Raw genomic sequence first — 21,069 nt, 5'->3', positions numbered from 1 at the left:
CCAATGTCGGAACGAGAGGTGGGGGAAATCGCAAACCATGAGAACAAACCGATCACCGCCCATGCCGGAACCAGCAGCGCCTTGTCACCCCGGGACTGCCTGGACTAGTTCGTCCTGCAGGCGCCCACAGTGGCGCTGGCAAGGCCTGCCGCTATTTTCCGAATTCACAGCACCGTTGTCCCTCAAGCGGGATGCTGTCGCGAGGGTGCGCATATCCGCCTTGAAATGATCCACCTTGGGGGGACGAAGGTCAAGTATTCACCCAGGAGCTGTGATGTCGGTACATGCCGCTTGGTGATGCTGGACATCCGGTCCCCCTTGCCATGCGCGTCACGTCACCATAAAAAATAGCCACTCGCTGAGTGGTGGCACGATGGTGCTGCGAGCCCATGGCCTTACCATGGCACTTGGATATTCTAAACTGAATGGCTGGGCGCGGTCTTCACCGACCGCGCCTTTAGTCATTTGTGGGGTATCGACAGAGCATCCCCGCTAAAACCCTTCTCCCGAGATGTTTCGGGCGAAGTACGTGATATAAACTGCTCCGGCTCGTTTGGGTTCTCGATCTTCTGATCATTGTCCACCTGGCCATTGATGGTGACGGCAAGCGCAGCATGTGCGGATGAACTGGATGGCAATCGACCGCAGTCGCATTATGCGTGTCCCTCGACTTTCAAGAGGTATTCCTGATGTACTTGCGGCAGTCAATTGGCGCGCTCACCACGACTTATTGTCATTTCGGGCATTGCCTGCTGTAATTATCCGATGGCAAAGTCTCCGCGCTCCGCGCCCTTGGCTACAAATGAGAAGCCGCTTCGCAGTCGACCGCGAAAGCCGCGTGATCCGTCGCAACCGCGACTGCCGCTGGATCCCATGCCCGCTCGCATCGAGCCTTGCCTGGCGCTTCTAAAGCCGCGGCCGCCGATTGGTCCTGATTGGACGTACGAGATCAAATGGGATGGGTATCGGATCGCAGTGCATCTCAACAACGGCAATGTCCGCATTCTCACGCGCGGTGGCCATGATTGGACGCATCGTTTCCCTGCGATCGAGGCGGGCGCTAAACGCCTCGGAGTGGGTTCAGCCATCCTTGATGGCGAGGCCGTCGTGCTCGACGAGCAAGGCCGTCCGAATTTCGGCCAGCTTCAGCAATCGCTCGGAGGGAGGGGTGGGAAACTCAACTCCGGCGCATCCATCATGTTCGCCTTCGATCTTCTGTATTTCGACGGACACGATATCCGCGGCCTGGAGCTCACGGCCCGCCGGTACTTCCTCCAATCACTTCTGAAGAACGAGCAGGGCTCCATCCGCCTTTCCGAAGAGATCGAGGGCGACGGCCGGGAGATCTACGCGGCAGCCTGCGAGCATGGCCTTGAAGGCATCATCGCCAAATACAAAGACAGCCCTTATCGATCCGGCAGGCTTGGCGAGTGGGTAAAGGTGAAGTGCGTTCAGTCAGACAGCTTCATGATTGTCGGATACGAGCATTCCATGGTCGCCCGATCGGGCATCGGCAGCCTTCTGCTGGCAGCGAGAAAGGGAAATGATTGGGTCTATGTCGGCTCGGTCGGGACGGGATTCAACGAGCGTAGCGCCGAGTACCTCCGGACGACGCTCGATCGTCTGAAGCGCAAGACGCCGCCCGTCAATTACGACGGCCGGCGCAAGAACCTGGTGTGGGTGCAGCCGACGCTAATTGCCGAGATCGAGTATCGCGCCTGGACGCATGACGGCAAGCTTCGGCAATCCTCCTACAAGGGCATGCGCGAGGTGCAAGACAACGCTGCCGTTTACGAGATGCCGTAATCACGGCGCCATCTGTCCAGTTTCCCACCATTTGCCCGAGCCGCCAGACGACCGTCTGGTCATCTGGGTTGATCTGTCCACGCGCGAAACGGTAAACTTCCTGGTGAGGATGTAGGCAATCTTGCCCGCGATTTCGTGGCGCACGCTCTCGCGTTCCTCACAGATCTTGCTGGCCATCAGATATGCCCGCGCCGGCGAGATGCCCAATAGGACGTGCTCAAGTTCGTCAATCAGCTCCACAGCGGTAACGTCCCGATCGCCGTCTTTGAACAACAGCGGGAACATATACTGAGGCGCTATCCGCTCCGCTATCAAGCGGCAGACGCGAAGATTACGCCGCTTTCCGATAGACCAGCCGGCATAGTCACGCATCACACCGCGGCGCTCGCAGGCGAGCGAAACTGCGGTCATGTGTTTGATGGATTGTTTGGGGGTCATGCGCATAGCGCCTCTCCTTGAAGAGGTTGACGACAGCCGCATGATGTCGAGGATTGGTTTTGGCTCCCGCCCGAGCTCAGTGACAAATGCCTCTAGTCGCGGGCCTCGTCAAGCTTACCGACTACATCTAAATCCCGGCATACAAACCCTTGATGGCAAAAGATGGAGCTTTTGCTATGTATGGTTTGTAAGCGACATAAATAATCCAATTAGCGACGGCCCGAGCAGTTAGAGTTAAATCTAAATTAGCACATGACGCGAATTCTTGCCGTTATCCGAGCCACACAGGCGCCCCCAAACGAACTGGAGCATTGCATGAAACGTCTGACAGTTAAGCAGACCCTCATTGCCGTTTTGTCTGTTATCTGTGCCTTTCTCGTTGTCTTGTCGTACAATTCACTCAGTACGATTTCGACGCTGAACGGCAATACTCAGCAGATTGGTGGCTTTTGGATAAAGCGCCTGGTCGTTGCCGGAGATATCAAGGAAAACTTCTCGGATCTGAAACTGGCTTACGCGCGTTACCTGTTGGATACGGCACCAGAAAAGCGAGCCGCGGCAGCGAAACTGGTCGACGAAACGAACTCTGCGATCGAACAATCGATCGACGAATATGTGAAAGGCGTCCGCACCGAGAAAGGCCGCGAGCTGATCAATCAGGTCAAGTCGGAACTCAAAAAATATGGCGAGGTCGCCGTGCAAATGATCCGGCTGCAGGACGACGGGAAGGGCGCCGAGGCGGCCAGTCTCTTTCGACAGTACATGGAGCCACAATCTGATCTCGTGAGCCAGGACATTGCAGACCTCGTGGCCTTCATTCTTGGGCAGACTGAAACATATGTCACCACAAGTGGCGCTACGGCTGGCTATGCGTTCACGATCACGGCGGTGATTGCCACTCTCGCAATTCTGGTCGCCTTCGCAGGAACAATGTTTGCAGTGTTCGGTATCGCCAGTCCGATCCGCCGGATTGCCGCTGCCATGAAGATCTTGTCCGACGGCGATCTGCAAAGCGAGATCCCTTATGCCGGCCGCGCCGACGAGATCGGCGCGATGGCCGAAGCGGTGGAAGTGTTCCGGCAAAACGCCATAAATGTTCTTCGCTTAGAGCAGGAGGCATCAATATCGAGGAGCCAGTCCGAGGCGACACGCGCCGCAGCACAGGAGCGTGCCGAGCGGGAATCGCAACAATTGCGGTTTGCGACAACGTCGCTGGGTGATGGATTGAGACGCCTTGCTGGCGGTGACGTCTCTTTCCGGCTAGCGGAGCCGTTTGCCGTGGAATACGAGCAGTTGCGCCAGGATTTCAATGCTTCGCTCCAACAGCTCGGTACAACGATCGGCGCTGTGCTGCAGACGGTGCACAGCATCGACAATGGAACGCGCGAGATCGCTTCTGGTGCGCACGACCTGTCCAAGCGTACCGAGCAGCAGGCCGCCTCTCTGGAGGAGACGGCGGCAGCTCTCGATGAGATTACCGCCAATGTGGCGGCAGCCTCCAAGCGGACACAGGAGGCTCGTAATGTCGCAAGGGAGGCCAATGTCAGTGCAGAACGTTCCGCTTCGGTCGTGTCTGAAGCCGAACAAGCGATGAGACGCATCGAGGAAAGCTCGGAGCAGATCTCCAATATTATTGGTGTCATCGACGAAATCGCGTTCCAGACAAACCTGTTGGCGCTGAACGCGGGCGTCGAGGCGGCTCGAGCCGGAGAAGCCGGCAAAGGTTTTGCGGTTGTCGCTCAGGAGGTTCGCGAGCTTGCGCAGCGCGCAGCGACAGCGGCCAAGGAGATCAAGGGCCTCATTGTAAAATCCTCTGCCGAAGTCGGCACCGGCGTCAGACTGGTCCTTGAGACAGGTCACTCGCTGAAATCGATCGGCGACCATGTCTCTCAGATCAATCAGTTGATGGAGGCGATTGCGACGTCTGCGCGCGAGCAATCAACCGGACTTGGCGAAATCAATACAGCCGTCAATCACATGGACCAATCCACTCAGCAGAACGCGGCTATGGTCGAGCAATCCACCGCAGCGGCTGCGTCTTTGTCTGCTGAGGCGAGCAGGCTGCGTGATCTCGTCAACCAGTTTCGCCTCGACCGCGAAGCCGCTCAGATGAATGAGCTGACACGTACCGTCAGGACCATGGCTGCATAGTCGGCGATCTGGGTGGCCGCATCCTGGTGCATCAGCAGGCAGGAGGCTACTACGAGCAGGTCCTGACGTACGGGCATTTACCGCGTAGCGGTACAAACATCGAGCTGCGGCAGATGACTGACGTACAACCTCATCGAGGACTCCAATCAAACCGGTCTCACGGCGGCAGCCCTTGAGATTCTTGGACGTCACTTGAGCCGGCGCGATGACGGTGCATGATGTGCCGCACTCCCCCAAGCGACCTAAACCACTAGCAGCACACGTCCATTATCTACGCACAGACGAGAAGCGATGCTTCGCACTAGAAGACGGACTGTTTCGACACGGGAAAGGAAGACAACTCAGCGCACTACAGTCTCAACTGCGTATTTATATCTGTTCAGCTGAGTGGATCGTGTTGGCGAATATCGCGGCCACCAGGATTCGCAACAGACCAGCCCTGTTGATTATGGGATGGCCGCCCTTCCGAGGACGTCGAGTATGATGTCCCTTGATAGAAGGCAGAGGAGCCGATCCATTGCAGACATTCGAATGTCGCTGGAAGGTGCTATGTCACTTCCACCGCGCATCCTGCCAAATGCGCAGGCAATGATGGACTAGCTTCGCGCCGGTAGCCTACACTGCAAACAGAGCGGCTCCGCCACTCAGACCTGCCCCGGCGGCTGTCATCAGGAGGAGCTCTTCAGACACGAAGCGCTCTTTCCGATGCTGTACGGATAAAGACAGAGGAATGGTCGCAGCCGAAGAGTTGCCAAATTCGGCGATTGTGCTGATGATCTTGGTTTCCACCACGCCCAGATTATGGCCAATCGCATCACAAAGGCGCTGATTGGCTTGGTGCGGAATGAAGCGGTCAACGGCTGAGACTGCTACAGATGCCTCGCGCAACGCTTGTCGCGACGTCTGCGTCATGAGATCCACGGCTCGCGAAAATACCTCGCGTCCATCGCGCATCGACATCAGGACCTGATCGGGTGGGGTTGCCGGAGTGAACGGCTTGTTGCTGCCACCCGAGGGGATTGCGATCAGATCGTAGCCGCTCCCATCCGCAGCCAGAACAGCGGCTCTAAGGCCGCTTCGTCCGTCGCGGCAAGGGGCTAGTACGACCGCGCCAGCACCGTCGGCAAACAGAACGGCGCTGGCGCGCTCTGCTGGGTTAATGCGGCGGCTTAGGATATTGGCTGCTACGACGAGCACGGCCTTGCCGTGTGCGCGCACGAATCCGTCCGCCAGCGTCAGAGCATAAAGGAAACCCGAGCAAGCTCCAGCGAGATCGATGGCTCCGGAATTTAAAAGTCCGAGCTTGTAGGCAAGCAGCGGGGCGGACGGTGGCAGAAGATGATCCGGTGTCGAGGTCGCAAGCAGAAGCATCCCAATGTCGCCCGGCGCCACGCATGCATCCTCCAGAGCCATTTTCCCGGCTTCGGCCGCAAGACCGCTCAATGTGTCGCCCTCTCGTGCCCAATAACGCGATCGGATGCCCGTGCGTCTTTCGATCCAACCGTCCTCCAGCCCAAGGCGGTTTTCGATCTCATCGTTTTTTACGACACGGGATGGAACGGCATGACCGAAACCGGCCAACCGGGATGAAAGCGGTGTCACGATGCAGTTTCCTTCAAGACGATTGAGGCAACCTCGTCGATTGCGCCGTATGCTGTCGCAATGTCGAAGGGGCTCGCACAATAAGGCGGCATAAGGTAGATGACGTTTCCAAGCGGGCGCAGAAGCAGGCCGCGCTCGCGAAATAGCCGGCGCAATCGAGGTCCCACCTCGGCAAGGTAACCGCCGGAGGGGACCGCCAGATCGAGTGCCGCGATCGTTCCACATTGCCTGACGTTTGCAAATCTCTCATCGTTTTCGAACTGTCGCAAATGTTTGGCATGTAGCGACGCGAGCTCGCCAAGCCGCTTTTTTACGGGCTCGTCGCGCCAGATCTGCAGATTGGCGACAGCGGCAGAACAGGCAATCGCATTGGCCGTAAAAGAGCTTGAATGAAAGAAGGTCTTGCGCCGATCGCAAGACAAATGAGCTTCGAATATCTCTGCGGTGCAAAGAGTTGCCGCGAGCGGCAAGGCGCCACCCGTCAGGCCTTTTGAGGTACAAAGTATATCTGGCGTCACCCCCGCCTGCTCGCAGGCAAAGCAACTTCCAGTGCGCCCCCACCCGGTCATCACCTCGTCTGCAATGAACAGGCAACCATGGTGGCTGGCGATCTCCTTCAAAGCACAAAGGACGGCGCGGCCATAGAATTTCATGCCGCCAGCACCGAGTGCCAACGGTTCGATGAGAATTGCGGCGGCCCGTCCTGCGCGGCAGATGGCTTCGAATGCGTCGAGGGTTTCCTGTTCGTGACCTGGTGCGGGGAAGGGAAGTCGGTCGACGCCAAAGAGCAGTGGCTCGAAGGGTGTGTTGAACACGCCGCGTTCACCCGCAGACATGGTGCCGATCGTGTCTCCGTGATAGCCATGTTGCATGACAACGATACGATCACGTGCGACGGAGCGATTGTAAAACGTGCCGAGCGCCATCTTGATCGCCACCTCGACCGCGGTCGATCCGCTGTCGGAGTAGAAGACGTGCTGTAGCCCCGTCGGGGTGAACTCGAGCAGATCTCCAGCAAGGGTCTCAGCGGGTTCGTGGGTGAACTCCGCGAAGATGATCTGGTCGTAAGCCCCGGTCGCTTCGCGAATTGCCGCCATGATATGGGGATGGCGGTGGCCGTGTGTGATCACCCACCATGAGGAAATTGCATCGAAGAACCGGTTGCCGTCCTCGTCGAACAAATATGCACCTTCTGTCGCCACGATACGCTTCATGGGCGCCTCGAGGCGATGTTGTGTAAACGGGTGCCAGACGGGCGAAGGCGTCATGCGCGAACCTCCGTTAGCGATCCAATGTCGAAGGCCTCGCTGAAGGCGCGACGAAGATTTTCGTGCGTCAGGCTTGCAAGGAAAGGTAGGCGTCCAAGGATCGTGACTTGGCCCATTGCGGCGATGGTCGCCTGGGTGTCGGGATTTTCCGCCCCAATGAATGCCACGCCGCAAAGCGGGATGTTGCGCCTGCGCAGCGCCTCGATCGACAGGAGCGTGTGGTTGATCGTGCCCAGTGATGTTCGAGCACAGAGAATGACTGGAATATTCCACCACGCAAACACATCGGCAAAGACCATCTTCTCGGTAAGTGGGACGAGCAGGCCGCCGGCCCCCTCGATGATAAGCGCACCGGGGACTTCTGGCGGCGACAGCCGAAACAGATCTATCTCGACACCGTCTAGACGTGCCGCCAGATGAGGGGACGCCGGGGTGGCCAGGCGATAGGCTTCGGATAAGATCCGTTCAGCAGGCACGCTCCCGAGTCTGGTGACCACTTCGCTATCGGTTTCCTCATCCAGGCCGGATTGCACGGGTTTCCAGTATCGCGCGTCAAGCGCGTCTGCGAGCGCTGCTGCAAAGACGGTCTTGCCGACGCCGGTATCCGTGCCGCATATGACGAAACAGGGGCTCATCTCCTGAATTCCTCCAGAGTGGCGGCGAGGCAATCCAGCATGCGTCCTATCTGCAGTTGGTCGACGTTCAGCGTTATCGATAGCCGCAGACGCGCAGTACCTTCGGGCACTGTCGGTGGTCTTATCGCCCGGATATCGAACCCCTCGTCCTGAAGGATTTTTGCAATTCCAACGGCTCGCGCGTTGTCGCCAATCAGGATTGGCTGGATTTGCGACCCGTTCGGTTTGATGCCGAACCGTGCCTCAAGCTGCCCTCCGGCAACCGCGACAAGTTGCCCAAGAGCTTCGCGACGAAAAGGTTCTTCATCGACCACGCGCAGGGCCTCGCGCACGCCCGCGGCGATGAGAGGCGAGGGGGCGGTTGAGTAAATGAACGCCCGGGCACGGTTGACGAGATAGTCACCAAGCAAAGCTGGCACCGCAAGCAGCGCGCCGGAGACACCCAGCGCTTTGCCGCAGGTGTGCAGTGTGACCAGGTTTTCCCGGCCCTCCAACTCCGATGCAAGGCCTCTGCCGTGCGCGCCGTATATGCCTGTCGCATGGGCTTCGTCGATTACCAGGAACCCTTCGTGACGGTCGGCAATGGTGACGAGTTCGCCAAGCGGGCTCTTGTCTCCATCCATGGAGTAAAGGCTTTCGACGGCAATCCAGGGACGGCCTTTCCCGCCGTTCTTGCGCCAGTGGCGGATCGCGTCATCGAATGCGTTCGCGTTATTGTGCTCAACGCTGACGCCTGCCGCCTTGCTGGCTGCGATGCCCTCGTGGGCGCTGGCATGGATCAGTGCGTCGTAGACAATCAGATCGTCGCGCTGTGGCAAGGTGGAAAACAACGCAGAATTTGCCGCATAGCCGCTACCGAAATAGAGTACGCGGTCAACGCCGAAGAATGTGGCAGCTTCCGCCTCCAGAGCTTCGTGTTCCGGGTGATTACCCCGCAGCAGACGGGAACCGCCGGCCCCCAGGGGAACACCTCTTTGAATTGCGGCCGTAATCGCCTGCTTCATGCGCGGTGCGCTTGCAAGCGCAAGAAAATCGTTGGAAGTAAAGTCCACGCCTTGCTGCGGCGAAAGCCTGCGCAGTCTCGCCTTGCGCTGCAAGCCACAAAGTGTGGCCTCGTAAGACGTGAGCATGGGCGCCGTCACCTGGCTGGCTCCAGCTGCATCGGCGCAAGCCCGAGACGGCGGAACAGTGCCGTGTCGTGGTCCTCGCCCGGATTGTCAGCCGTCAGGAGCGTGTCCCCGACGAAGATAGAGTTGGCACCGGCGAAGAAACAGAGCGCCTGCATCTCGTCGCTCATCTCGGTCCGTCCTGCCGACAGGCGCAGATGCGACGTCGGCATCAGGATCCGCGCCAGCGCGATCGTGCGCACGAAATCGATCGGATCGACGCGAGTTGCATGGGCCAATTTGGAACCGGGAATGGGGATGAGCTGGTTGATCGGCACGCTCTCCGGCGGCACTGGCAGGTTCGCCAATGTCAGCAGCATCGAAATACGGTCCTCGACTGTTTCGCCCATTCCAAGGATGCCGCCAGCGCAGACCTTGATTCCCGCTGCGCGCACCGTCTCCAGCGTATCGAGCCGATCCTCGAAAATTCGGGTGGTAATTATTTCTGGATAGAAACGCTCTGACGTGTCGATGTTGTGGTTGTAGTAATCCAGACCCGCTCGCGCGAGCTTTCCTGCCTGTGGCTCCGTCAGCATGCCGAGCGTCATGCAGGTTTCCATGCCGAGTGCCTTCACGCCCTCGACCATTGCGACCAGTGCATCCATGTCGCGGTCCTTCGGACTGCGCCAGGCAGCACCCATGCAGTATCTCGTGGCCCCCGCATCCTTGGCCTGTCGCGCCTCGGTGAGAACCTTCTCCACCTCCATCAGCCTGGAGGCTTTCAGGCCGGTCGGATAGTGGGCGGATTGACTGCAATAGCCGCAATCTTCGGCGCATCCGCCGGTCTTTATCGACAGAAGTCGACTCATCTGTACCGCGTTCGGATCGAAGTTCATGCGATGGACGCTCTGCGCATGAAAAAGCAGATCGTTGAACGGCAGATTATAGACACGCAACGCTTCCTGCAGTGCAGCAGAGACTGGAGTTGTCCAGCCGGAGGCTATTTCTTCCATGGCACCAGATCCTTCGAGAAAGATTATCGATAATTTCTACCGATAACGTGCAACAAGCATTCCCTATCCCTTGCTGTGTTGCCGCTGCCGGCGCGGCGCTTTTGAACGCAGCCTTTCGATCCGAGACGCGTTCCTTTCATCACTATGCGTCCGCGCCAAGCGCGTGTCTCACGCGAAGCATCGCCACGCTCACGGAAGAGATGACGATGGGAAGCGAGATCAGCATATATCCCCAAGCTCGGGCTTAAGTGTTCCATACCCTCATCTTAGCCGCGCAGGTTCTCTGGCTACAGCAGGTAACGGATCTCCTGCATCTCATTGTCTCTCAAACGCGGACGTCCACGCCTGAAGAACCGCTCGACTTTGTCACCCAGTATGCCAGCGGCAACGGGCCTGATAGTGGAAGGCCGACCCAAAAGCTGCACAACCGCCCGCATGCCTCCTTCGTGGTTCTTGACATCGAGGAAGCGTCGGAGTTCGTAGCGATCTCGGACATGCCGGGCATGACGTTTCAGAGCGCTCATGGCTGCTCGGTCGAGATCTGCATTGTTTGCCATTATGGCGCAGTCTGCCTCGTAAAGGCGCTCCAAGTCGTAAGTTCGATGCCTGCCACTAAGCGAATTGTCACGAACGACGGCCGCGTAGCCGCAACTGCGAGTGACCTTGTAGCGGGCGCCACATGCGAGCGCCCGCGCATAGAGATCGTAATCTTCGCCGAGGCGAAGCACTTCGTTATAGCGAATACGATGTCTTTCGAGGAAGCTGCGACGCATGAGCGGCTTGAGAAAGCCAATCTCCCCTCGTTGAGCGGCGCGCCTTGAGATATTCCCTTCAACGAACCCGACGAAGTCGATGATGTAGGACTCGGTTGGGAATTCTTGGATGCGCTCCTCGATACCGGAGGCGACCGCCCTATCGGCAATAAACGCTATGTTGTCCGCCACCAGGTCCCAGTCTTCCTGTTGCAGCAATCGCTCAAGCCGACCAGGCAGGAAGAAATCATCAGCGTCAAGCACGGCGATGACGTCGGCGCGGCTGATCGATATGGCGTGGTTGCGGGCCGCAGACGGTCCCCGGTTCTCATTGAAGCGCACCACCTTGAGGCGATTTGATCCATCGTCGCATTGGCGGGCGGCTTTTTCAGTCTGGTCATTCGAGGCGTCATCAACAACGACCACCTCTCTTGCTTCGGTTTGCGCGAGTGCCGACATAACCGCCCGTGCGATAGTAGCCTCGGCGTCTTTGGCGGCGATCACGATACAAACGTCAGCGGATGCACTATGGCTCATCTCGATTTCCGCCAATCATATCAATGGGGGCGAACACAAGACACAAAGAACCATCGTGAGCATAACCATCAGAGTGAACTCCGTCTTCATCAGGATGCAGAAGGCCGGATCGCCGCAGGACGAATCGTGATCGAGTGCGCGTGCGGTAACGATGGCGGTCGTGAAGTCTGCCGGGCTCATGATTTCCTCCTTCTCGGATTTTTGCGTCCGACGCATTTCTCTAATGGCGGTCGGCCTCACTGCCGGCGCGTTCGTCGACGTAGTGATCCCAGACCGCGACGGAGGCTTGCGCGCGCATCAGGCGAAGCTCTCCCAAGATGGTCCCTTCATCAGCGACGAAGGCGACGATCGAGTTACCGAAGAGAAAGCCGAGTACGACAAGCAACGCCCCACAAAGCGGCACAACGATGCGGTACCTGAACTTGTGATCACTGCTGTCCATTGTCCTTTCCTCCTGCCACTATCCTAGGCCGATCGTTCAAGACGTCAACAAAAATGTAATCGTTGACATCGAGAAATTTCCATGTTGTATACGTTAACATTAGAAAAGCTGCACGCTTCTGACGCGGGTTTTCGCCTGCCCGGAGGCCGGCACGCAATCGTTCGCATATTCGCGATGTAATCGATAACATAAGCCATCCTCGAGGAGGGGGATGGTCCGGGCAATCCAGGGTGCTGCCGGACGCCCGGCGAAGGAGGGAAATGCGAGATGAAGCGTTCAATTATTGGTGCTCTAGGATTAGTCTTTGCGACATCAACTGCCTATGCAGGCGATATCGGAGTGGCGATTTCCCACAGTGACTCGTTTCTGGCCGTTATGGTTCAGGGAATGAAAGACGAGGCGGCGAAGACGAAGCAGCCGCTTCAGATCGAGTTCGCCGAGGCCGACATTAACAAGCAGCTTTCGCAGGTTCAAAATTTCATCGCCGCCAAGGTCGACGCAATTATCGTCAACGTCGTCGAAAGCTCGGCTTCCCCAACCATTACAAAGATGGCGGCGGACGCGGGAATTCCGCTGGTCTACGTCAACAACACACCCAGCGACCTCGACAAGCTTGGCCCAAAGGCGGCTTTCATCGGCTCGAACGAGGCAGAAGCCGGCACGATCGAGACGAAGGAAGTTTGCCGCGTCTTGAAGGAGCAAGGCAAAGACAAGGACGCAGGAATCCTCGTCATCCAGGGAATTCTCGCCCAGCACAGCGCCGAACTGCGGAGCAAAGCAGTGCATGACGTCATCGCGACGCCCGAGTGCAATTTCATCAAGATTATTGACGAACAGTCAGCCAACTGGGATCCGGTCAAGGCGCAGGACCTGATGACCAATTGGATTACGGCCGGCTATAAGCCGCTTGCAGTTGTCGCCAACAACGACGAAATGGCTCTCGGCGCTATCAATTCGATGAAAGCGGCTGGTTGGGACATGAAGGACATCGTGGTCGCCGGGATCGACGCGACCAAGGATGCGATGCACTACATGCAAAGCGGTGATCTCGATGTCAGCGTATTCCAAGACGCTATTGGACAAGGCGCCGGATCAGTTGAAGCGGCGATCAAGCTCGCCAAGGACGAAAAGGTCGAATCCCCGATCTGGATTCCTTTTGAGCTGGTGAACCCAGGCAACGTAGACAAGTACGCCAGCAAGAACTGACCCTCCAAACGAAGGGCGCGCACGGCTGCGAGAAGAGAGCCGCTCCGGGGCAGGTGTCCCGGAGCGTATTCTGGATAATGCATGGTGGTGTGGTGCCGTCCGGCACATCTTTTTGCAGAAAGCATCAATCCGCCAAGCGAGCGCCTTTAATTCCTCGTGGGGACAACAATGATCAGAATTGGAATAATCGGATGTGGACGAATTGGGCAAGTCCACGCCAATTCGCTCCAGGGCATCGAGAACGCCAGCCTTGTCGCTGTGGCGGATGCGTCAAGCGAGGCGGCTCACGCCTGCGCGCGAAGATTTGGTGTCACGGTCAGGGATGTTTCCGACGTTCTGAGCGCGAAGGACATTGATGCGGTTGTCATCGCTACGTCCACAGCGACCCATTTCGATATGATCCATGGTGCCGCAAGCGCAAGGAAGGCGATATTTTGCGAGAAGCCAATCGATCTGTCGTCCGATCGGGTTCGGCTTTGCATCAAGGCCATAGAGGAAGCGGGCGTTCCATTCATGACCGCTTTCAATCAGCGCTTCGATCCGCACTTTGGGGCGCTTCGTCAGGGGGTTGTCGATGGCGAGATTGGCGATGTGGAGACCATCTCGATCACGTCCCGGGATCCGGCACCACCTCCGCTTTCATATGTGAAAGGTTCGGGCGGCCTCTTTCGCGACATGATGATACATGATCTGGATATGGCACGCTTCATCCTTGGGGAAGAGCCGACGACAGTCTATGCGGCTGGATCAAATTTGATCGACCCGGCAATTCGCGAAGCCGGCGACGTTGACACCGCTGCCGTCATCCTGACCACCGGGTCCGGACGTATTTGCCAAATTACAAATTCCCGAAGGACGACCTACGGATACGACAAGCGTCTCGAAGTGCACGGCTCAAAGGGCATGCTGCGCGTGTCGAATGTTCTTGAAAACCTCGTCGAGAGTGCAAGCAGCACCGGCTTTAAGACACCGCGTGCGCAGCCTTTTTTTCTCGAGCGTTTTGGCGCCGCCTATCTCGCCGAGATGAAACACTTCGTCGACGCGATCTCGAGCGGCAAGAAACCAAAGCCGGATGCGCAAGACGGGCTTCGGGCCCAGCTGATTGCCGATGCCGCGACCAGGTCGTGGCAGGAGAGCCGTCCGATCCAAATCAACGCCTAGCGGGTCCGCTGGCCGCTCGTGGATGATACTTGAAACAAGGATTGATCTTATGAAGGTCGCAGTCATTGGGCTTGGTCGCGTCGCTGAACTGCACGTTCATGCGCTGCGTCAAATTGGCTCCGACGTTTTTGCTGGTGGCTGGAGTCGCTCGCAGAGCAAGGCTGAAGAATTCTGTGACCGGCTAGGCGGCAAGGCATTCCCAACGCTGGATGATCTTCTTTCCGACGATCAGATCGACGCCGTTTTGGTTGCGACGAGCACCGCGTCGCACTTTGAGATCGCCAAGCGTTGCTTGACCGCGGGCAAGCACGTTCTTTTGGAAAAGCCGCTTTGTGAGCAGGCGAGGCAGATCCGCGAACTTGCCGAGATCGCCAAAACCGCCAATCGAACCTGCATGCCCTCGCACAACTACATCTATGCGGAGAACATGCGGCGATTGAAGGCCCATATCAAGGATGGCAGGCTTGGCGATATCGTGAGCTTCTGGGCGATCTACAACAAGCGCCACGATGCTTCGATCGGCGAGCCGGATCTTACGATGCGGGAATTGATGATCCACCACGCCTATTGTCTGCTTTTCTTCCTGGGGCGTCCTGCCTACGTGTATGCGACCGGGACAAATGTACACTTTGACAACAAACAGGCGCATGACCAGTTGATGATCACTGCGGAATATGCCGACGGGAAAATCGCGCACCTCTGGGGTAGCTTTTCTGCGGACGATCGCAGCCGCGAGCCATGGTCATGCTATTTCAAGATCCTCGGAATGGAGGGGAGCGGCGTGGTCGCGTGGGACGTGACGAAGTTTGGTGAGGCCACGATTCCATTCTGGGATGACGCGACTTATTGGGACAGCTTCTTGCAGGTCCAGAGCTACTTCATCAACAATTGTCTCGCGCAGTCGCAGCCACCGTTGTCGAGCCTTGATGATGCTTTTGACGCGGCTGTCATTCTCGACGCGGCGCGGAGGTCTCTGATCGAGAAGCGTCGAATCGAGGTCGACTACACCTAGCGCAGCTTGCCGCTGCGCGATCTTGTGACCGGCCGGGCCGAGTAGGCCTAATTCGGCAATCGTGACCTGCAAAGTGGAGAGAATTGGGATGAAAGTCGGTGCACCAAAAGAGGTGCTTGCTGGTGAAAAGCGCGTCGCCATGACGCCCGAGTCCGCCAGGCAATTGCAGAAGCTTGGATATGAATGCTTGGTGGAGAGCGGCGCAGGCCTCGACGCAGGGATCACCGATGCCGATTTCCAGGGAGCGGGTGTGGTTGTCGTCAACAGTGCAGAGGCGCTCTACGCGGACGCGGACATCCTTATCAAGGTTCGTCCGCCGGTTGACGAAGAGGTCAAACGGCTTTCCGCAGGCAAAACACTCATTTCCTTCGTTTATCCCGGGCAAAACACGGTGCTCCTGGACGACGCGAAAGCGACCGGTGCCAATGTGATAGCGATGGACATGGTTCCTCGCATCTCGCGGGCCCAGAAGATGGATGCGCTGTCTTCGATGGCGAATGTGGCTGGCTATCGCGCGGTGGTCGAGGCGGCCAGTAACTTTGGGCGGTTCTTCACCGGTCAGGTAACGGCAGCCGGAAAGGTACCACCGGCCACGGTACTGATCATTGGCGCAGGTGTCGCAGGTCTTGCCGCAATCGGGGCGGCGACGTCGCTGGGCGCTATCACTTACGCTTTCGACGTGCGGCCGGAAGTGGCCGAGCAGATCGAAAGCATGGGGGCAGAGTTCGTTTATCTCGATTTCGACGGCGACCAGCAGGATGGAGCGACAACCGGCGGCTATGCTGCGCCTTCCTCACCGGAGTTCCGCGAAAAGCAGCTCGCGAAGTTTCGCGAACTGGCACCAAAGATCGATATTGTCATTGCTACCGCTCTGATCCCGGGTCGCGATGCGCCCAAGCTCTGGCTCGCCGATATGGTGGCGATGATGAAGCCCGGCTCTGTCGTCATCGATCTCGCGGCCGAGCGAGGCGGGAACTGCGAGCTGACGATTGCCGATCAGCGCGTCGTCTCCAGCAACGGCGTCATCGTCGTCGGCTTTACGGATTTTCCAAGCCGAATGGCTACGCAGGCCTCAACGCTTTATGCGACCAATATCCGCCATATGCTCGCGGACCTCACGCCGGCCAAGGACGGCAGGATCCTCCATAACATGGACGACGATGTCATCCGCGGCGCAACGGTCGTCTATCAAGGGGAAATCGCCTATCCGCCTCCGCCGCCAAAGGTTCAGGCCATCGCCGCCCAGAAGCAGCGCGAAAGGCCCAAGGAGCCAACGCCGGAGGAGAAGCGCGCAAGCGAAGTCGCCTCTTTCAAGGCGCAGACAAGGGCACAAGGAGTGCTCCTGCTGTTGGGCACCGCGCTGCTTTTATTGGTTGGCGCATATGCGCCGGCCGCCTTCATGGGCCACTTTATTGTGTTCATGCTGGCCTGTTTCGTCGGCTTTCAGGTAATCTGGAATGTCTCCCATTCGCTGCACACGCCACTGATGGCCGTCACCAACGCCGTGTCGGGTATCGTCATCCTCGGAGCCCTCTTGCAGACTGGCTCGGGCGACTGGCTGGTGGTAACGCTCGCCGCCCTCTCGGTTCTGATCGCCACCATCAATATCGTCGGCGGGTTTCTCGTTACCCGTCGCATGCTTGCCATGTTCCAGAAGTCGTGACCGGGGTAGATTTATCATGACGATCGGTATCGTTTCGGCCGCTTACATCGCAGCTGCCGTTCTCTTCATTCTTTCGCTCGGGGGGCTTTCCGGACAGGAAAGTGCCAAACGCGCTGTCTGGTACGGCATCGTCGGCATGGCGCTTGCAGTCATCGCGGCAATCGTCGGACCGGGTGTCGGCAACTGGGTGGTCATCGTATTGATGATCCTCGGCGGCACAATCTTCGGTCACTCCCTGGCAAGTCGCGTGCAGATGACGGAAATGCCGCAGCTTGTCGCCGCGCTGCATTCCTTCGTCGGCCTAGCTGCCGTCTTCATCGGTTTTAACGCCCACATCGAAGCTTCGCGTGTTGCCGGCATGGATGATGCGGCACGCGCGACTCTCGACGGATTTGCAGGCATCCTCGCTCATAAGGTCCCGGTCGAGCTTACGATCATGAAGGCGGAGGTCTTCTTGGGCGTATTCATCGGTGCGGTGACTTTCACGGGATCCGTCGTCGCTTTTGGCAAGCTGGCCGGGAAAGTGGACGGCAAGGCCAGGCAACTGCCGGGCGGGCACTATCTCAATGCTTGTGCCGCCATCCTGTCGCTGATCCTGTTGTTCATGTACGTAAACGGTGCCGGCGCCTGGACGCTCGTTCTGATGACGCTCGCCGCTTTCTTCATCGGCTATCACCTGATCATGGGCATTGGTGGAGCCGACATGCCGGTGGTCGTGTCGATGCTGAATTCCTATTCCGGCTGGGCTGCGGCAGCTATCGGCTTCACGCTCGGCAATGACCTGCTGATTGTCACTGGCGCCCTCGTCGGCTCCTCAGGGGCGATCCTGTCCTACATCATGTGCAATGCGATGAACCGCTCCTTCGTTTCGGTCATTCTCGGGGGGTTCGGCACGACAACTGGACCGACGCTCGAGATCTCCGGCGAGCAGATCGCCATCGATGCCGAAGGTGTTGCCGCCGCCCTCAACGACGCAGAAAGCGTGATCATCGTGCCGGGCTACGGCATGGCGGTGGCGCAGGCGCAACAGACGGTCTCCGAGCTGACCCGCAAACTCCGGGCCGCCGGCAAGAGCGTACGTTTCGCAATCCATCCTGTTGCCGGGCGACTGCCGGGGCATATGAACGTGCTCCTGGCCGAGGCAAAGGTTCCCTACGACATCGTTCTCGAAATGGACGAGATCAACGAGGATTTCGCCAGCACCGATGTCGTCATTGTCATTGGCTCGAACGACATCGTCAATCCGGCAGCGCAGGAAGACCCGAGCTCGCCGATCGCCGGCATGCCCGTTCTGGAAGTCTGGAAAGCCAAACAGGTCTTCGTGTCGAAACGCGGTCAGGGAACCGGCTATTCGGGCATCGAGAACCCGCTCTTCTATAAGGAAAATACCAGAATGTTCTATGGGGATGCGAAAAAGAGTATCGACCAGCTCTTGCCTCAGCTCGGTTGATCGTAACGGGGGCGGGCGGAGCCGGTTCCTCGGATTTCTCCTGCCCCCGGTGGCGGCCTCGCCAATGGCAAGTAGCAATCACCTGCGGTAAGGTACCGACGGCGTTATCCCTTACCGAATTGGACCGAAAGACATACGAAAGTCGGCTTCCCCGAGCGACGACAGCCGCAATCTTTCCCTTCAACCCAAACATATCGCCTGGCTCCTGGTTTGGATCCACCGCGCGATGCAGATCGCGCCTTGGACGAACATTCCGCGTTGGATGGCGGAACACGAGATCGTCACAACGTCATCTTGGCGATCGCCGCGCTATGTTCTCCAATAACGCCAACCTTCACGCTGCGGCAAAACCGAATGGCGATCTCCTGAACGCTGTCCCTGGCAGCGAGGCAAACGCCTCGGCTATGGCAGGAGCTGGACGGGCAGGCGGATTTCCTGGTGGGGATAGGGTTCGAACTTGCTTTCAGGGTTTTTCTGGTGGCGGGGTTCGGACGGTCATTTTCACTCGTTTCAGCTGGAATCTGGGGAGCCCAACTGTGGTAGTCAAAACGACTGCACAATTCCAATGTAATCGTTGACATTGGGAAAATCCTCGTGTTGTATACGTTAACATTACAGTTTTTTGACGGGCCATGCGCAGGTTTGGTCCGGTGTAGCAGGTGCGGGATTGGATTTCCGGCCAAATGGAGGCTTTTGCGGTGAAGAAGTTGAACGTTGCGCTGATTGGAACAGGCTTTATGGGCAAGGCCCATTCGATCGCGACGGCGGTTGTGCCGATCCTGTTCGGCTCGCCCGTCGAGATTGAACGCAAGGTGGTCGTCGATATCGACGAGGAGTTGGCACAGAACGCTGCCAAACAGTATGGATTTACGGAATACGCAACCGACTGGCGCGAGGTCGTTTCGCGTCCCGACATCGACATCGTCGACATCTGCACGCCCAACAGCACGCATGCGCAGATCGCCATCGCGGCGGCCAAGGCCGGCAAGCACATCATGTGTGAAAAGCCGATGTCGATGACGGTTGCCGAGGCTGAAGAAATGCTGGCGGCGGCCAACGAAACCGGCGTGGTGACGATGGTATCGTACAACTACCGCCATACGCCGGCCCTGCAGATGGCCAAGAAGCTGATCGAAGAGGGACGCATTGGCGACATCCTGACGTTCCGTGGCTACTATCTGCAGGATTGGGGCGCTGACCCGGAAAAGCCGCTCTCCTGGCGCTTCAACAAGGCTCTGGCGGGTTCGGGTACGCTTGGTGATATCGGAACGCACGTGATCGATGCCGCGCGCCTTCTGGTCGGTGAGTTCGAGCAGGTCAACGCAATCGTCAAGACCTTCATCCCGGAGCGGCCGCTGCCGGCGGGCCGCTTCTTTGGTCCGAGCGGGGCTGCGTCCACGGAGAAGGGCAAGGTCGACGTCGACGATACCGCGCTGACGATGATCAAGTTCTCGAACGGCGCTCACGGCACCATCGAGGTGACCCGCAACTCCTGGGGCCATCACAATCAGCTGGGCTTTGAGATCCACGGCACCCGCGGCTCCATCGCTTTCGACTACCAGCGTCTCAACGAGCTGCGCGTCGCGTTTGCCAACGATCCGGCCGACGCGTTCGGCTTCCGTACGATCTATTCCGGGCCGAACCAGCCCTTTGGCGACAAGCTGTGGCCAGTGGCCGGCATGGGGCAGGGCTACATCGATATCAAGTCGATCGAATGGTACAACTTCCTCAAGGCCATTGCCGAAAACAAGCCGGCTTCGCCGGACTTCAAGGACGGGGTGCAGATCGAACGCATTGCCGAAGCCATTCTCGTCTCGGGTGAGACCGGTGCCTGGGAAACCATCAAGCAGACGGCTGGCTGAGGAGACGTTCGATGACAATCAAGCTTGCAATGCACACCTGGCCGTATGCAAGCAACCCGACGTGGTTGCCGGCCTACACGCTCGAAGAAACCATCAAGCGCGTCAAGAAGATCGGTTATGACGCGATCGAGATCGGTGCGGCCAGTCCGCATGTCTTCCCGCCGACGCTGAGTGCGCAGCGCCGCCAGGACATCGGCAAGATGCTCAAGGATTATGGCCTGGAGCTGGCGGCAATGCTGCCAGCCCACGGCGGCGGGCCTGGCAACAACGTTGCCTCGCCGATCCCGGAAGAGCGTCGCTGGGCGATCGACCACTACAAGGACATGGTGAAGCTGACCGCCGACTGGGGCGGCAAGCGGCTGATCTGCCTGCCTGGCTGGTATATCTTCGGCACAACCTACCGCCAGGCATGGGATTGGGCCAAGCAGGCCATCGGCGAGATTGCGCGCTTTGCTCAGGACTTCGGCGTCGAGATCGTGATCGAGCCGACCCCGGAAGACAGCAATATCGTCAATACCTGCGACAACACCATCGACATGATGAAGGACGTCGGCGAGCCCAACGTTCGGCTGATGTTCGACAGCCATCACGTCATCACCGAAAAAGAGGTGATGAGCGACTACGTCTATGCCATGGGCAAGGACCTCGTCCATATCCATGCCTCCGACAATGATCGCTTGCCACCCGGCATGGGCAGGGGTGACTTCCCGGCGCTCATCGAGGCGCTGGCGCAGACCGGCTTCGATGGCTACCTGTCGATGGAATGCGGCTTCCACAAGCGTGGCATCGAGCCCGACTGGGTCGCCCGCGTCTCCCTGGAATACCTCAAGCCGCTCGTCGATGCAGCCAATGCAAAGGCCAACGCCGCTAAACTATAGCGACACAAACAACGCTATGTAATCGTTAACATGGACAATCTCGATGGCATCCCGGCGGCTGCCGTCGATACCCGAAAAAAGGGGAAG

General features: G+C 58.3%; 18 protein-coding genes. 9 read left to right on the top strand and 9 right to left on the bottom strand.

The features are described 5' to 3' along the window. The first annotated feature begins 765 nt into the window (after positions 1-765). Positions 766-1,806, top strand: coding sequence for a non-homologous end-joining DNA ligase (ligD, locus tag NBG89_RS31455; protein ID WP_431324823.1), 1,041 nt, complete (start codon positions 766-768; stop codon positions 1,804-1,806). Here the strand turns inward: ligD and NBG89_RS31450 are convergent, their stop codons facing one another. Then, a complete protein-coding gene (locus tag NBG89_RS31450; RefSeq protein ID WP_431324822.1) occupies positions 1,807-2,244 on the bottom strand; it encodes a hypothetical protein in 438 nt (145 codons plus the stop codon). 315 nt (positions 2,245-2,559) lie between these two features. Between NBG89_RS31450 and NBG89_RS31445 the strand changes: the two genes are divergently transcribed. Continuing rightward, positions 2,560-4,395 (top strand): HAMP domain-containing methyl-accepting chemotaxis protein, encoded by a 1,836-nt coding sequence (locus NBG89_RS31445; protein ID WP_431324821.1) that lies wholly within the window; start codon positions 2,560-2,562, stop codon positions 4,393-4,395. Between the two features lie 615 nt (positions 4,396-5,010). Here NBG89_RS31445 and NBG89_RS31440 read toward each other — a convergent pair. The 8 genes from NBG89_RS31440 to NBG89_RS31405 all read right to left on the bottom strand — a co-directional run bounded on the left by NBG89_RS31440 (position 5,011) and on the right by NBG89_RS31405 (position 11,750). Next, positions 5,011-5,997 carry a beta-ketoacyl-ACP synthase III gene (locus tag NBG89_RS31440; RefSeq protein WP_431324820.1) on the bottom strand — a complete coding sequence of 329 codons (987 nt, stop codon included), beginning with the start codon at positions 5,995-5,997 and terminating at the stop codon, positions 5,011-5,013. After that, positions 5,994-7,265, bottom strand: coding sequence for an adenosylmethionine--8-amino-7-oxononanoate transaminase (locus NBG89_RS31435; RefSeq protein WP_431324819.1), 1,272 nt, complete (start codon positions 7,263-7,265; stop codon positions 5,994-5,996). Before NBG89_RS31435 ends, NBG89_RS31440 begins: the two co-directional genes overlap by 4 nt. Further along, positions 7,262-7,900 (bottom strand): dethiobiotin synthase, encoded by a 639-nt coding sequence (bioD, locus tag NBG89_RS31430; RefSeq protein WP_431324818.1) that lies wholly within the window; start codon positions 7,898-7,900, stop codon positions 7,262-7,264. The genes NBG89_RS31435 and bioD overlap by 4 nt, the downstream gene beginning before the upstream one ends. Continuing rightward, positions 7,897-9,042 carry an 8-amino-7-oxononanoate synthase gene (locus NBG89_RS31425; protein WP_431324817.1) on the bottom strand — a complete coding sequence of 382 codons (1,146 nt, stop codon included), beginning with the start codon at positions 9,040-9,042 and terminating at the stop codon, positions 7,897-7,899. Before NBG89_RS31425 ends, bioD begins: the two co-directional genes overlap by 4 nt. Then, entirely contained in the window at positions 9,039-10,019 is a 981-nt protein-coding gene (gene bioB / locus NBG89_RS31420) for a biotin synthase BioB (protein WP_431324816.1), read from the bottom strand. The genes NBG89_RS31425 and bioB overlap by 4 nt, the downstream gene beginning before the upstream one ends. Before the next feature lie 287 nt (positions 10,020-10,306). Next, positions 10,307-11,308 carry a glycosyltransferase family 2 protein gene (locus tag NBG89_RS31415; RefSeq protein ID WP_431324815.1) on the bottom strand — a complete coding sequence of 334 codons (1,002 nt, stop codon included), beginning with the start codon at positions 11,306-11,308 and terminating at the stop codon, positions 10,307-10,309. Positions 11,309-11,323: 15 nt separating this feature from the next. Then, complete coding sequence (locus NBG89_RS31410; protein WP_431324814.1) at positions 11,324-11,488, bottom strand: hypothetical protein; 165 nt, start codon at positions 11,486-11,488, stop codon at positions 11,324-11,326. A 40-nt stretch (positions 11,489-11,528) separates the two neighbouring features. Next, positions 11,529-11,750 carry a hypothetical protein gene (locus NBG89_RS31405; RefSeq protein WP_431324813.1) on the bottom strand — a complete coding sequence of 74 codons (222 nt, stop codon included), beginning with the start codon at positions 11,748-11,750 and terminating at the stop codon, positions 11,529-11,531. A gap of 267 nt (positions 11,751-12,017) precedes the next feature. On the opposite strand from NBG89_RS31405, the gene NBG89_RS31400 reads away from it, so the two are divergent. From NBG89_RS31400 to NBG89_RS31370, 7 genes are all read left to right on the top strand, one after another. Continuing rightward, a complete protein-coding gene (locus NBG89_RS31400; RefSeq protein WP_431324812.1) occupies positions 12,018-12,956 on the top strand; it encodes a substrate-binding domain-containing protein in 939 nt (312 codons plus the stop codon). Positions 12,957-13,124: 168 nt separating this feature from the next. Continuing rightward, a complete protein-coding gene (iolG, locus tag NBG89_RS31395; protein WP_431324811.1) occupies positions 13,125-14,117 on the top strand; it encodes an inositol 2-dehydrogenase in 993 nt (330 codons plus the stop codon). Between the two features lie 49 nt (positions 14,118-14,166). Then, positions 14,167-15,129, top strand: coding sequence for a Gfo/Idh/MocA family protein (locus NBG89_RS31390; RefSeq protein WP_431324810.1), 963 nt, complete (start codon positions 14,167-14,169; stop codon positions 15,127-15,129). A gap of 88 nt (positions 15,130-15,217) precedes the next feature. Then, on the top strand, positions 15,218-16,792 hold the full coding sequence (locus NBG89_RS31385; protein WP_431324809.1) for a Re/Si-specific NAD(P)(+) transhydrogenase subunit alpha: 1,575 nt from the start codon (positions 15,218-15,220) through the stop codon (positions 16,790-16,792). A gap of 16 nt (positions 16,793-16,808) precedes the next feature. Further along, the gene (locus tag NBG89_RS31380; protein WP_431324808.1) at positions 16,809-18,242 is read left to right on the top strand and encodes an NAD(P)(+) transhydrogenase (Re/Si-specific) subunit beta; all 1,434 of its coding nucleotides are present in this window, start codon (positions 16,809-16,811) and stop codon (positions 18,240-18,242) included. A gap of 698 nt (positions 18,243-18,940) precedes the next feature. Next, positions 18,941-20,104 (top strand): Gfo/Idh/MocA family protein, encoded by a 1,164-nt coding sequence (locus tag NBG89_RS31375; protein ID WP_431324783.1) that lies wholly within the window; start codon positions 18,941-18,943, stop codon positions 20,102-20,104. A gap of 11 nt (positions 20,105-20,115) precedes the next feature. Further along, on the top strand, positions 20,116-20,982 hold the full coding sequence (locus tag NBG89_RS31370; protein WP_431324782.1) for a sugar phosphate isomerase/epimerase family protein: 867 nt from the start codon (positions 20,116-20,118) through the stop codon (positions 20,980-20,982). The last annotated feature ends 87 nt before the right edge of the window (positions 20,983-21,069 follow it).

The sequence above is a fragment of the Rhizobium sp. YTU87027 genome (genome assembly GCF_050644135.1).
Lineage (GTDB): Bacteria > Pseudomonadota > Alphaproteobacteria > Rhizobiales > Rhizobiaceae > Rhizobium.
The sequence above is the reverse complement of the archived record's forward strand: the minus strand, read 5'-3'. Positions and strand labels throughout refer to the sequence as shown.